At 71.4% G+C, this 12276-nt stretch carries 12 protein-coding genes; 6 read left to right on the top strand and 6 right to left on the bottom strand.

Going from position 1 to position 12276, the window contains the following annotated elements; all coding sequences use genetic code 11:
* Positions 1-71 precede the first annotated feature (71 nt).
* Positions 72-548: a YbaK/EbsC family protein gene (locus ACIBCT_RS27310; protein WP_399193253.1), complete on the bottom strand. Its 477-nt coding sequence runs from the start codon at positions 546-548 to the stop codon at positions 72-74.
* Positions 549-667: 119 nt separating this feature from the next.
* Here ACIBCT_RS27310 and ACIBCT_RS27305 point away from each other — a divergent pair, with 119 nt between their 5' ends.
* Both ACIBCT_RS27305 and ACIBCT_RS27300 read left to right on the top strand, forming a co-directional pair.
* Positions 668-1546 carry a peptidoglycan-binding protein gene (locus tag ACIBCT_RS27305; protein ID WP_399193252.1) on the top strand — a complete coding sequence of 293 codons (879 nt, stop codon included), beginning with the start codon at positions 668-670 and terminating at the stop codon, positions 1544-1546.
* Between the two features lie 550 nt (positions 1547-2096).
* On the top strand, positions 2097-2543 hold the full coding sequence (locus ACIBCT_RS27300) for an SAV_6107 family HEPN domain-containing protein (RefSeq protein ID WP_344896586.1): 447 nt from the start codon (positions 2097-2099) through the stop codon (positions 2541-2543).
* 303 nt (positions 2544-2846) lie between these two features.
* On the opposite strand, the gene ACIBCT_RS27295 is transcribed toward ACIBCT_RS27300, so the two are convergent.
* The 5 genes from ACIBCT_RS27295 to ACIBCT_RS27275 all read right to left on the bottom strand — a co-directional run bounded on the left by ACIBCT_RS27295 (position 2847) and on the right by ACIBCT_RS27275 (position 8634).
* Positions 2847-3986: a PP2C family protein-serine/threonine phosphatase gene (locus ACIBCT_RS27295; RefSeq protein WP_399193249.1), complete on the bottom strand. Its 1140-nt coding sequence runs from the start codon at positions 3984-3986 to the stop codon at positions 2847-2849.
* 216 nt (positions 3987-4202) lie between these two features.
* The gene (locus ACIBCT_RS27290; RefSeq protein ID WP_030910010.1) at positions 4203-4697 is read right to left on the bottom strand and encodes a transcriptional regulator; all 495 of its coding nucleotides are present in this window, start codon (positions 4695-4697) and stop codon (positions 4203-4205) included.
* A 271-nt stretch (positions 4698-4968) separates the two neighbouring features.
* Positions 4969-5892, bottom strand: coding sequence for a universal stress protein (locus ACIBCT_RS27285; protein WP_399193247.1), 924 nt, complete (start codon positions 5890-5892; stop codon positions 4969-4971).
* Positions 5889-7313 (bottom strand): amino acid permease, encoded by a 1425-nt coding sequence (locus ACIBCT_RS27280; protein WP_399193245.1) that lies wholly within the window; start codon positions 7311-7313, stop codon positions 5889-5891. Before ACIBCT_RS27280 ends, ACIBCT_RS27285 begins: the two co-directional genes overlap by 4 nt.
* A 76-nt stretch (positions 7314-7389) precedes the next feature.
* On the bottom strand, positions 7390-8634 hold the full coding sequence (locus ACIBCT_RS27275) for an arginine deiminase (protein ID WP_399193243.1): 1245 nt from the start codon (positions 8632-8634) through the stop codon (positions 7390-7392).
* A 334-nt stretch (positions 8635-8968) separates the two neighbouring features.
* Here ACIBCT_RS27275 and pyrR point away from each other — a divergent pair, with 334 nt between their 5' ends.
* From pyrR to ACIBCT_RS27255, 4 genes are all read left to right on the top strand, one after another.
* Complete coding sequence (gene pyrR, locus ACIBCT_RS27270) at positions 8969-9538, top strand: bifunctional pyr operon transcriptional regulator/uracil phosphoribosyltransferase PyrR (protein WP_399193241.1); 570 nt, start codon at positions 8969-8971, stop codon at positions 9536-9538.
* Complete coding sequence (locus ACIBCT_RS27265) at positions 9535-10464, top strand: aspartate carbamoyltransferase catalytic subunit (protein WP_399193239.1); 930 nt, start codon at positions 9535-9537, stop codon at positions 10462-10464. Before pyrR ends, ACIBCT_RS27265 begins: the two co-directional genes overlap by 4 nt.
* Positions 10465-11802, top strand: a complete 1338-nt coding sequence (locus ACIBCT_RS27260; RefSeq protein WP_399193237.1) for a dihydroorotase — start codon at positions 10465-10467, stop codon at positions 11800-11802.
* Positions 11803-11977: 175 nt separating this feature from the next.
* Positions 11978-12276: carbamoyl-phosphate synthase domain-containing protein (locus ACIBCT_RS27255; protein ID WP_399193235.1), on the top strand; the 299-nt coding region annotated here is incomplete at its 3' end.

Genomic DNA, 12276 nt, shown 5'->3' with positions numbered 1-12276 from the left:
CAGGGCGGTCGCGGCGCCGAGCCACCGCGCCGGGCGGGCCCGGCCACGACCGGCCGGGCGCGCGCGATCCCTCACTCGACCTCGGCGGGGACGCCGCCGGTGATGCGGACGAGCTCGTCGAACGAGGTCGGGAAAACGGTGTGCGGGTGGCCCGCGGCGGCCCAGACGACCTCGTGCCGGCCGAGCCAGGTGTCGACCAGGGTCCTGATCGGCGCGGGGTGACCGATCGGGGCGACCCCGCCGATGGCCTGGCCGGTGGCCGCCCGGACGAAGGCGGCATCGGCGCGCCGTACCCTCGCCGCGCCGATCCTCCCGGCGACCAGGGCGGTGTCCACCCGGTGGGCGCCGCTGGTCAGCACCAGGAGGGGCTCGCCGTCGGCATCGAACACGAGGCTGTTGGCGATGGCCCCGACCTCGCAGCCGAGCTGCGCGGCCGCGGTGGCGGCGGTCGGGGTGGCTTCGGCGAAGAAGACGATCTCGCCGGGGACGCCGTGCTCGCGCAGTGCCGCGGCGACCTTCTCGACGTTCGGATGCAACTTTTCTGACACGCGGACACTCTAAACAGATCGACGGCCCATCGCCGCCACATGACGCTCCACGTGCACGGGGAAGGCGTGCGCTATGGTCCCTTGACCCGATCGATAGTGATATGAGGAGTTGGTGGAAAATGGGGGTTGGACGGCGGCTGAGAACGGCCGCGCTGACGACGGCGGGAGCCGTGCTCTTCTCCTCGGTGTCGGTGTCGTCCTCCGCGTCCTGGGCGGTCGCCGCCACGGCTCCGGCCGCGGCCTCGGCGGTGGCCGTGACGACGGCGACGTCCGGGACCTCGGCCGTGCCGGGGATCTCCGGGGTGTCCGGAACGGCCGTGACGCCCGGGACGGCGTCCGCCGGGTCCGGCTTCGCCGCGCCCGGTAAGACGCTCAAGCTTGGCGCCAAGGGCGCCGCGGTGAAGACGCTGCAGAGCAGGCTGGCCGCGCTCGGCTACCTGCCGGGCAGGATCGACGGCCGCTACGGCGGGGCGACCCTGGCGGCGGTCTGGGCCTTCCAGAAGGTGAACGGCATCCGGCCGACCAGCACGGTGGCACGCAGGACCTGGACCGCGCTGGAGGCGCCCCGGGCGCCCAGGGTGCTGGTCACCAGGGGGAAGCCGACCCGGGTGGAGGTCGACCTCACCAAGCAGGTGATGGTCCTCTACGCCGGCGGAGCGGTGAAGCTGGTCAGCCACATCTCCTCGGGCAGCGGGATCGCCTACTGCGAGACGGCCACCTGGCAGGGCAGGACCCAGCGGTTCTGCGGGAACGCCCGCACGCCCACCGGCGACTACAAGACCACCTGGCGCCGCGACGGCTGGCACGTCTCCTACCTGGGACAGCTCTACAACCCGATCTTCTTCAACGGCGGCATCGCCTTCCACGGCGCGCTGTCGGTGCCGCTGGCGCCCGCCTCCCACGGCTGCGTCCGGCTGCCGATGCACGTGGCGGAGGTCCTGCCCGGCCTGCTCGGCACGGGGGTGCCGGTTCACGTACGCGGCAGGTTCGTCCGCTAGCGGACGGCGCGGCCGGCCCTGACCCGCCGGCCGCGTGACACGCCCGCGGCGACGCGCCCGTGGTGACACTCATGTCGCGATGGGTTCGCGGTGACGTGCCGACTGTGACGTATCCCTCATCGCGAGCCTTTCACGACCCGCCGTTCATGATCTGCCGCTCGTGGTGCGCGGCCCATGACGCGCTCAGGGCTCGCCGGTTCGATCCGGTACCGCTCTTCGAAGGCCCCGGGAGGTCCGTTCTCCTCCTCCCGGGGCCTTCTCGTGCGCGTGAACGGATACCGAAGATCGAACTTTTGTTCGCCGTTCTACTTGACAGTGCGAGTGGTCGAATTTATGTTCGATGGTAATGACGCGGCGCCTTGCGGCCCGTGTCCAGGGCGGTCGGGCGGGCCCACGTCGTCGGCGGAGACGATCGGGCCCGGTCGGGACGGGCGGGGAGAGGGGAAGCTCCTCGTCCGGCCGTCCGGCGAATTTGTCGGTGGGGTCTGAAAGTGTGGTATCCACCGGCGAAAACGTCGGGAGCCGCTTGCGACCAAGGAGGCTGAAGCGCATGACCCCTCGGCTCAGCGATTCCGGCGGGCCCCGGTTGTCCCCCACGGTGCGGGCGCACCTCACAGACGCGCGTGACTGCCTCGAAGAGGCAGCCGCCGCCCGGACGTCCGCCACACGTTATGTCGCGGCGCACCTCGCGGCGCTGAGGGCGGCGGCCGCTGTCCTGGCCGCGCGCCCCCGTCCCATGCAGGGCCGCAGGCGCCGGCTCCGCAGTGCCTGGGAGTTGCTGCCCGAGGCAGAGCCCCGGCTGGCCGACTGGGCGCCCTACTTCGAGATGAGCGCCGCCAAGCGCGCCTCGGCCGAGGCGGGGATGACCCGCGTCGTGTCGTCGAGGGACGCCGAGGAGCTCATCTCGGAGGCGGAGCGCTTCGTCAACGCGGTGGAGGACCTGCTCGGCGTGCCGACGCAGCCCATGCTCCCCGGCCGTGTGCCCCTGGCCGGGTAGTCCACCCCCGGCATGGCCTTTCCCGGCCGGTAGCCCACGCTCCCCGGCCGCACCCCCCTCAGCAGGCCATACCCCTCTCGACCGGTCACACCTTCCCGGCCGCACTCCCTCAGCGGGCCATACCACCTCGGCCGGTCACGCCTTCCCGCCGGCCGGTCACACCTTCTCGGCGGGCCGCGTCTTCCGGCAGGCCGCCTCTCCGCCAGGCGAGCCGCTCCTCGTTCCCCTGACCGGCCGGCTCGCGATTCCCGGCCTTGATCCCCGATCGGCTCACGCTCCCCGGCGGGGCGGGCCCGCCCGGTCTCAGGCGGCCGAGGAGGTCGAGGAGGTGCGGTGGGCGGCGCGGTGGCGCAGGAGCAGCATGGCCGCGTCGTCGCCCAGCGGCCGGCCCACGTGGCGCAGCAGGTCGGCGCGGAGGGCGTCCAGCGATCCCTGGGGATCGGCGCCGTCCAGCAGGTGCGCCCGCTCGGCCAGCGGGTAGAACTCCCCGGCCCCGTCGCGGGCCTCGATGACCCCGTCGGTGTAGAAGAGGACCTGGTCACCCGGTTCGAACGGGACGCGGTAGGGCTGCGGCCTGCTGGTCTCCAGTGAGCTCATGCCCAGGGGGAGCGCCTCGTCCGGCGGATCGGCGAACCAGATCCCGCCGTCACCACCGAGCACCATGGGCGGCGGGTGGCCGCAGTTGACGACGGTGATGGCGGACCCGCCGCCGATCTCGGCCAGCACGGCGGTCACGAACTGCTCGCCCGACAGCTCCCTGGTCAGGGCGTTCTCCAGGCGGGCCACCACGCCTTGGAGCGTTCCCTCGTCATGGGCCGCCTCCCGGAAGGCGCCGAGCACCACGGCCGCGGTCTCCACCGCCTCCAGCCCCTTGCCCTGGACGTCCCCCACGATGATCCGGACCCCGTGCGGGGTGCTGACGACCTCGTACAGGTCGCCGCCGATCCTGGCCTCGGCGGTGGCGGAGGTGTACGAGACGGCCACGCCGATGCCGGGGCCGGCCCGGCGCGGGACCGGGCGCAGCAGCACCCGCTGGGCGGCCTCGGCCACCGAGCGCACGTCGGCGAGCTGGTTCTCGTGGCGCAGCCGCCCGGCGCTGGCCAGCACGCTGGCCACGGTGACGCCGAGGATGGCGACCATGGTGATGTTCGTGCGGGGCATCCAGAGGATGTCGTTGTAGAGGCCCAGCATGATGCACAGGGCGAAGGCGACCACCCCGACCACGGTGGTGCGGGTCAGCCCGCACGCCACGCTGGCGAAGGCCGGGCCCAGGGCGAGCAGCGGCAGGAGGCCGGAGGTGGGGCCCGAGCCGAAGTCGATCAAAGCCACGACGGCCATCACGACGAACGGCAGCAGCTTGAGGGTGTCCTGCGTCCTGGTGGTGCCGATCGAGGTCAGCAACCGCAGGAAGGCCCGCGTCCTGGTCGAGCCCAGTGAGGCCATGAGGGCGCGAAGGCGGCTTTCAGGGCGCGATCGAGAACGATCGGGCCGATCGTCTCCCGGAGCCATCTCCACCACATCTCGCCGAGGGCATGTCTGCCTTTTCCTACCACAGTGGCCGACGGCGGGGCGGGAGGAAAGACGTCTTCAGCTGAGAGCGGGATTATCGGCGGCGGGGTGGGCACGCCGGATCCGGCGCACCCACGACCGGTCAGGCCGTCAGAAGGACTCGACGGCTCGGCGAGCCTCGGGGTCCAGGACGCCCCAGCCGATCAGTTCCTCGGTGAGCTCACTGGGGGACTTGTCGTATATCACGGCGAGGGAGCGCAGGTCCTCCTGGCGGATGGACAGCACCTTGCCGTTGTAGTCACCACGCTGGCTCTGGATGGTGGCCGCGTAGCGGGCGAGCGCGCCGGCCTTCTCCTTGGGGAGCTGGGCGAGGCGCTCAAGGTCGATGACAAGCTTCGGTGTCGGGCCGAGAGGGCTGGGAGCGGCCCCTCCGGGCAGCAGTTCCGAGACCGGCACCCCGTAGAAATCGGCAAGCTCGGCAAGCTTCTGCACCGTGACGGCCCGGTCGCCACGCTCGTAGGAACCGACGACCACCGCCTTCCAGCGCCCACGGGACTTCTCCTCGACCCCGTGCAGGGAAAGGCCCTGCTGGGTGCGGATGGCACGAAGTCTTGCACCCAGTGACTTGGCGTACTCAGACGGCATGGTGTGGCCCCCCGGCTCTCTATGTACTGCTCTCAACTTGATTGTGCTACCTCGCAACTTATGCCCCAGTCACCGGGTTGGCGCCCGGGGCAGGCACCTGTGGTGACCGGTGCGTCAGGGTTCATCCGATAACGCTCCGAGGTGTGGTTACGGACAGTGACGGTAAAGCGGTGGGCGCCTAAGGTCAAGCTGATTGGAAAAAAGATGTCGAATCCGGTCCGGTGGGGTCCGCCTCAAACGCCGCAATCGTCCCCTGCGGTCGCGCGAAACATCAGGTTTTTCGGGGGTTCCGGGCCGCCTCCCGCGCCGTCCGCGGGAGCCGGGTCAACATGATCACAGGGCTCGGCGAGGCGCGTATGATCTTCAGGGACATGTCGCCGAGGAATACCCGGCGCAACGGTCCCGTCCGGCTGGAGGCACAGATCAGTACCGCGTCCTCGTGCCAGCCGGAGCTCCTCAGCGCCGCCGCCACGTCCCCGCCCTCCAGCACCTCCACCTCCACGCCGGTGGCGTCCCCCGGCCCCCCCTGCGCCAGGGCCGCGGCCTCCAGGTCGGCCGCGACCTGCTCGCGCAGCCGGTCGAGCATCTCCCGGCCGATCCCGGTCCGCCGCCCGCCGCCCGTCACCAGGGTGATCAGGCGCAGCGGCAGGCCCATCCCGGCCGCGGCCGTGGCGGCCTGCCGGACGATCTCGGCGCAGGCGGGACCGCGCCGGTAGGCCACCGCCAGCCGGGCCAGCCGGTCCGGGGCCGTGACGGCGTACCCGTGGGGGGACAGCGCCACCGGCACCGGTGAGCCGTGCAGCAGCTGGTCGGCGGTGCTGCCCAGGCTGATGCGCCCGCGCGCGCCGCGCGGTGCCGGGCCGACGGCCACCACGTCGGCCCCGATCCGGCAGGCGAGCTCGGCCAGGCCGCGCCCGCTGCCGCGGTGGCCGTGCGAGAGGAGGTCGATCTCCACGTCCCGTACGTCCGAGAGCAGCTCCCGCGCCTGGGAGAGCGTGTGGGCGGCCTGCCGGGCGACGTAGGCCCGCCACTCGGCGTCGACCTTGCCGGGGCCCGGTGTGGTCCAGGCCGGCACGTGCACGTGGGCGACGGTCAGCCTTGCGCCGGCCTGCCGGGCCAGCAGCAGGGCCAGGGCCAGCCCGTCCCGGCCCCGCGACCCGGGGACGAACCCGGCGAGCACGTGTTCGATCTTCATCGGTCGCTCCCGTTGAGACGCGAGTGGCGGTAGCCGTAGAGGAAGTAGGCGAGCAGGCCGACCACCATCCAGATCCCGAAGGCCAGCCAGGTGACACCGGCCAGGCCGGCCATCACCACGATGCAGAGGACCACCCCGAGGATCGGGGTGACCGGGAAGAACGGGGTCCTGAAGCCGCGCGGCAGGTCCGGACGGGTGCGGCGCAGCACGAGCACGCCCAGGTTGACGATCGCGAAGGCGAACAGGGTGCCGATGCTGGTGGCCTCGGCGAGCTGGCCCAGCGGGATGAACCCGGCCAGCACCGAGACGAAGAGGGCCACGATGAGCGTGTTGGCGACCGGTACCCGGCGGCGCGGGCTCACCCTCTGGAAGATCTTCGGGATCAGCCCGTCGCGGGACATGGCGAACAGGATGCGGGTCTGGCCGTACAGCACGGTGAGGACCACGCTGGCGATGGCGATGGCCGCGCCGAAGGAGATGATCAGCCCCGGCCAGGTGGCGCCGGCCGCCTGTTTGGCGATCAGTGACAGGCCGGCCTCGGTGCTCTCCGGGTCGAACTCCTGCCAGGGCATGGCGCCGACGGCGGCCAGCGCGACCAGCACGTAGACGAGCGTGACGACGCCCAGCGAGAGCATGATCGCCAGGGGGAGGTCCCGCTTGGGGTTCCTGGCCTCCTCACCGGCCGTGGAGGCCGCGTCGAAGCCGATGTAGGAGAAGAACACCTGCGAGGCCGCGGCGGTGATGCCCGCGATCCCCATCGGCGCGAACGGCGCCAGGTTGCCCGCCTCGAACGCGGTGAACGCCACGACGCAGAAGAACACCAGCACCACGATCTTGATGAGCACGAAGATCGCGTTGGCGCCGGCGCTCTCCGAGGCGCCGCGCAGCAGCAGCCAGGTGGCCAGCAGGACGATCAGGATCGCGGTGAGGTTGATCACACCGCCCTGGTCGCCGGGGGAGTGGGTCAGGGCCGCGGGCAGCGTCCAGCCGAACAGGTCGTTCAGGAAGGCGTTGAGGTACTCCCCCCAGCCGACCGCGACCGCGGCCACCGAGACGGCGTACTCCAGCATCAGGCACCAGCCGCACACCCACGCCACCAGCTCGCCCAGGGTCGCGTACGCGTAGGAGTACGACGACCCGGCCACCGGGATCGTGCCCGCCAGCTCGGCGTAGGAGAGCGCGGAGAACAGGGCGGTCACCGCGGCCAGCAGGAAGGCGACCACCACCGCCGGGCCCGCCTTGGGCACGGCCTGGCCGAGGATCACGAAGATTCCGGTGCCGAGCGTGGCGCCGATGCTGAACAGGGTGAGCTGCCACAGCGTCATGGTCCTGCGCAGCTCACCGCCCTCGCCGTGGCCGCCCTCGGCGACGATCTCCTCGGTGGGCTTGGTGCGCAACAGCCGGCGGGCTACCGAAGCCATGTGTCCTCTCTTTCCTTCGCTTCGCTGTGCCGTCGCGGGGTGATCCGCCGTGTCCCGGGAGTGGCCGGGCCGTCGCTCAGACGCCCTCGCGCTCTAGCGGGCAGCTCATGCAGCGCGGGCCGCCGCGGCCCCGGCCCAGCTCGCTGCCCCGGATCGTGATCACCTCGATCCCGTTGGCGCGCAGGTGGTTGTTGGTGGTGGTGTTGCGCTCGTAGGCCACGACCACGCCCGGCCGCAGGGCCAGCACGTTGCAGCCGTCGTCCCACTGCTCGCGCTCGGAGGCGTACACGTCCTGGACGGCGGTCAGGACCTTGATGTCGTCCAGGTCCAGCGCCCGCGCGATGGCCCGGTGCATGTCCTCGGCGGGATGATCGGTGATCTTGAGTTCCTTCTCGTTGTCCCCGGGCTCGACCGTGTAGGAGGGCAGCATGCCCAGCCCGGCGAACTTGGTGAACACGCCGACGTCCACGTTGGTCATGACCGTGTCCAGGTGCATGAACGCCCGCGCCTTCGGCATGTTCAGCGCGACGATCTTCGTGGCCGCCCTGCGCGCGAACAGGCTCCGCGCCAGCATCTCCACCGCCTGCGGCTGGGTGCGCTCGCTGATCCCCACCAGCACCACGCCCCCGCCCAGGACGAGGACGTCGCCGCCCTCGACGGTGGCGGGCGCCGAGGGGGTGCCGGCCATCCAGACGTTGTAGCCGCCCTCGCCGGGCCGGTCGTAGCCGGGGGCGAACGTCGGGTGGTAGCGGTAGACCGCCTCCATGTTGACGGTCTCGCGGCGGCGCGCCTTCTTCCTCATCGGGTTGATCGAGACGCCGTCGTAGATCCAGCAGGAGGTGTCGCGGGTGAACAGGTGGTTGGGCAGCGGGGGAAGGACGAAGTCGTCCGGGCCCAGGGTGTGGAAGGCCAGGCTCTTGGGGTCGGTGCCCATCTCGACCATCTCGCGCTTGGTGATGCCGCCGGTGAGGTAGCGCTGCAGCGTCGGGGAGTCCATCGAGTCCAGCGCGTTGCGGACGGCGTCGACGGCCATCGGGCCGAAGAAGCGCTCGTCGGTGACGCCGTCCAGGATGTGCTTGCGCGCCTCGGGGATCTCCACCGTCTCGCGCAGCAGGTCGGAGAGCATGTGGACGGTCACCCCCTGGTCGACCAGGAGCTTCTGCCACTCCTCGTGCTCCTCCACGGCGCGCTGCACCCAGAGCACGTCGTCGAAGAGGAAGTCGTCCTTGTTCGACGGTGTGAGCCGTTTCAGGGCGAGCTCGGGCCTGTGCAGCAGGACCTGGTGGAGCCGACCGACCTCGGAGTCGACGTGAAAGGTCATGTGTGTTCCTTCTCGGCTGGTGACGAGAGCGTCGGAAGGGCGTCGCCGGGGATCGCCCGGGCGCCCGGACGTGCTTCGCCGTGGGGCGGGTGTAAGGCGCATACCCATCCGGGCAACTGAGAGTCAGGGAATATTGGGATATTTGTTCACTTTTGAGGGAGGTTCGGAGAGGTAGGCCCCACCGGGCCGCCGCGGCCGGGCTCGTCCCGTGTCCTCGTCGGGCCCGTCCCGGGCCTCGCCCCCGCCCGGGGCGAACCGGGACCCGGCTGGTAGCGTGAGGGCATCGACTTCCTTTAAGACCCGTCCCGTGAGGCGGGAAAGGTGGTGTCACCCCTTGGCCGAGGCCGTTTCGCGTGCGCCCAGTGGCGCCCGCGCAGTTCTGGAGGAGCCCGACATCAACCGGGCCCTCATCCGCATCTCCCACGAGATCCTCGAACGCACCAAGGGCGGCGAGAACGTCGTCCTGCTGGGCATTCCCACCCGCGGCGTCCACCTGGCCCGCCGGCTGGCAGCCCACATCAGGCAGTTCGAGGGCCGTGCCGTCCCCGTCGGCTCCCTGGACGTCACCATGTACCGCGACGACCTGCGGCTGCGACCGGCCCGCGCGCTGGGCCGCACCGAGCTGCCCGCGGACGGCATCGACGGCCGCCTGATCGTCCTGGTCGACGACGTCCTGTACTCGGGCCGCACCGTCCGCGCCGCCCTGGACGCCCTCAACGACCTGGGCCGCCCGCAGGCCGTGCAGCTGGCCGCCCTGGTCGACCGGGGCCACCGCGAGCTGCCCATCCGCCCCGACTACGTGGGCAAGAACCTGCCGACCTCCAAGTCCGAGAACGTCAAGGTCTACCTGGAGGAGAACGACGGCCGCGACGCGGTCCTGCTGCTGAAGGGGGACGAGCGGTGAAGCGGCACCTGATCTCCGCGGCCGACCTGACCCGCGACGACGCGCTCCTCATCCTGGACACCGCCGACGAGATGGCGAAGATCTCGGAACGGTCCATCAAGAAGCTCCCCACCCTGCGCGGGCGCACCGTGGTGAACCTCTTCTTCGAGGACTCCACCCGCACCAGGATCTCCTTCGAGGCGGCGGCCAAGCGCCTGTCGGCCGACGTCATCAACTTCTCGGCCAAGGGCTCCAGCGTCTCCAAGGGCGAGTCCCTCAAGGACACCGCCCTGACCCTGGAGGCGATGGGCGCCGACGCCGTCGTCATCAGGCACGGCGCCTCGGGCGCGCCGCACCGGCTGGCCGGCTGGGTGCGCGGCAGCGTCGTCAACGCCGGGGACGGCACCCACGAGCACCCCACCCAGGCCATCCTGGACGCCTTCACCATGCGTCGCCGCCTCGGCCCGCTGGAGGGACGCAGGGTCACCATCGTCGGCGACGTGCTGCACAGCCGGGTGGCCCGCTCCAACGTGCTGCTGCTGGCCACCCTCGGCGCCCAGGTGACCCTGGTCGCCCCGCCGACCCTGTTCCCGGTCAACGTCGACACCTGGCCGTGCGAGGTCTCCTACGACCTGGACGGGGTGCTGCCCAAGTCCGACGTGGTGATGATGCTGCGCGTGCAGCGCGAGCGGATGAACGCGGCGTTCTTCCCCACCGAGCGGGAGTACAGCCGCCGCTACGGGCTCGACCGCGACCGCGTCGCCAAGATGCCCGACCACGCCATCGTGATGCACCCCGGGCCGATGAACCGGGGAATGGAGATCGCCGCGGAGGTGGCCGACTCGACGCGCTCGACGATCGTCGAGCAGGTCGCCAACGGTGTGACCGCGCGCATGGCCGTCCTGTACCTGCTGCTCAGCGGCGCCGACCTCGGGGGAGAGAAGTAGATGGACGAGCGTAACGGCACCGGCGGCGAGAGCCTCCTCATCAGGGGCGCCAGGATCCTCGGCGGCGAGCCCGCCGACATCCTCGTCCACGACGGGCTGGTGGCCGAGGTCGGCCGCGACCTGGAGGGCCGTCCGGGCCTGGAACCCGTCGAGATCGTCGAGGCCGCGGGGCTGATCGCCCTGCCCGGCCTGGTGGACCTGCACACCCACCTGCGCGAGCCCGGCCGCGAGGACGCCGAGACCGTGGAGACCGGCACCAGGGCCGCGGCCCTGGGCGGCTACACCGCCGTGCACGCCATGGCCAACACCGACCCGGTCGCCGACACCGCGGGCGTCGTCGAGCAGGTCTGGCGCCTGGGCCAGGAGTCGGGCCGCTGCGACGTGCGGCCCGTGGGCGCCGTCACCGTCGGCCTGCAGGGCGAGCGCCTGGCCGAGCTCGGCGCCATGGCCGACTCCGCCGCGCGGGTGCGGGTCTTCTCCGACGACGGCAAGTGCGTCTCGGACGCGGTGCTCATGCGCCGCGCGCTGGAGTACGTCAAGGCGTTCGACGGCGTCGTGGCCCAGCACGCCCAGGAGCCGAGGCTGACCGCGGGCGCCCAGATGAACGAGGGCGCGGTCTCCGGCAGGCTCGGCCTGACCGGGTGGCCCGCGGTCGCCGAGGAGGCGATCATCTCCCGCGACTGCCTGCTGGCCGCCCACGTCGGCTCGCGCCTGCACATCTGCCACGTCTCCACCGCCGGTTCGGTGGAGATCATCCGCTGGGCCAAGTCCAAGGGCTGGGACGTCACCGCCGAGGTGACCCCGCACCACCTGCTGCTGACCGACGAGCTGGTCGAGGACTCCCCGGTCGGCTCCTACAACCCGATCTACAAGGTGAACCCGCCGCTGCGCACCCGCGCGGACGTCATGGCGCTGCGCGAGGCCCTGGCCGACGGCACGATCGACTGCGTCGCCACCGACCACGCCCCCCACCCGGTCGAGGACAAGGAGACCGAGTGGGCCGCCGCGGCGATGGGCATGATCGGTCTGGAGACGGCGCTCGCGGTGGTGCAGGAGGCGATGGTGGAGACCGGGCTGCTGGACTGGGCCGGCGTCGCCGAGCGCATGTCCCGCACGCCCGCCAGGATCGGACGCCTCGCCGGGCACGGCAGGCCGATCGAGGCCGGCGAACCGGCCAACATCACCCTCTACGACCCGTCGGTGCGCGCCGCGGTCGACCCCGCGGGTTACGCCTCCAAGAGCCGCAACACGCCGTACGAGGGGCTGACCCTGCCCGGCCGCGTGGTGGCGACCTTCCTGCGCGGCAGGCCCACCGTCCTGGACGGGAAGCTCACGTGAGGACCGCCGTACCCGCCGCCCGCCACGCGTCCGTGAACGGCCGCGCGGCGCGCCGGAGGCCCCCGCACGCCCGGCCGGGATCCGGGAGCGTCCCGCATGGCGGACGGACCACTCCCCAGCGTGCCGGATATTTCATACTTTGTGGTGTTGTTACCGAGATGATCGGGGTGGGTGAATGACCGCGGTATTGGTGCTGGAGGACGGACGTGTCTTCCACGGGACCCCCTACGGAGCCGAGGGGGAGACCTTCGGTGAGATGGTGTTCAACACGGGGATGACCGGCTATCAGGAGACGCTGACCGACCCGTCGTATCACCGTCAGATCGTCGCGATGACCGCGCCGCACATCGGCAACACCGGTGTCAACGACGAAGACCCTGAATCGGGGCGGGTGTGGGTGGCCGGGTATGTGGTGCGTGAGCCGGCCCGGGTGGCCTCCAGCTGGCGCTCGACGCGGTCGCTGGAGGACTACCT

The sequence above is a fragment of the Streptosporangium sp. NPDC050855 genome (genome assembly GCF_044456585.1).
GTDB lineage: Bacteria > Actinomycetota > Actinomycetes > Streptosporangiales > Streptosporangiaceae > Streptosporangium > Streptosporangium longisporum.
The sequence above is the reverse complement of the archived record's forward strand: the minus strand, read 5'-3'. Positions and strand labels throughout refer to the sequence as shown.

Excerpts from the sequence above, each read along its gene's own strand:
- ACIBCT_RS27305 (WP_399193252.1), top strand. The coding sequence starts at position 668 with ATGGGGGTTGGACGGCGGCTGAGAACGGCCGCGCTGACGACGGCGGGA.
- ACIBCT_RS27300 (WP_344896586.1), top strand. The coding sequence starts at position 2,097 with ATGACCCCTCGGCTCAGCGATTCCGGCGGGCCCCGGTTGTCCCCCACG.
- ACIBCT_RS27295 (WP_399193249.1), bottom strand. The coding sequence starts at position 3,986 with ATGGCCTCACTGGGCTCGACCAGGACGCGGGCCTTCCTGCGGTTGCTG.
- ACIBCT_RS27290 (WP_030910010.1), bottom strand. The coding sequence starts at position 4,697 with ATGCCGTCTGAGTACGCCAAGTCACTGGGTGCAAGACTTCGTGCCATC.
- ACIBCT_RS27285 (WP_399193247.1), bottom strand. The coding sequence starts at position 5,892 with ATGAAGATCGAACACGTGCTCGCCGGGTTCGTCCCCGGGTCGCGGGGC.
- ACIBCT_RS27280 (WP_399193245.1), bottom strand. The coding sequence starts at position 7,313 with ATGGCTTCGGTAGCCCGCCGGCTGTTGCGCACCAAGCCCACCGAGGAG.
- ACIBCT_RS27275 (WP_399193243.1), bottom strand. The coding sequence starts at position 8,634 with ATGACCTTTCACGTCGACTCCGAGGTCGGTCGGCTCCACCAGGTCCTG.
- ACIBCT_RS27260 (WP_399193237.1), top strand. The coding sequence starts at position 10,465 with ATGGACGAGCGTAACGGCACCGGCGGCGAGAGCCTCCTCATCAGGGGC.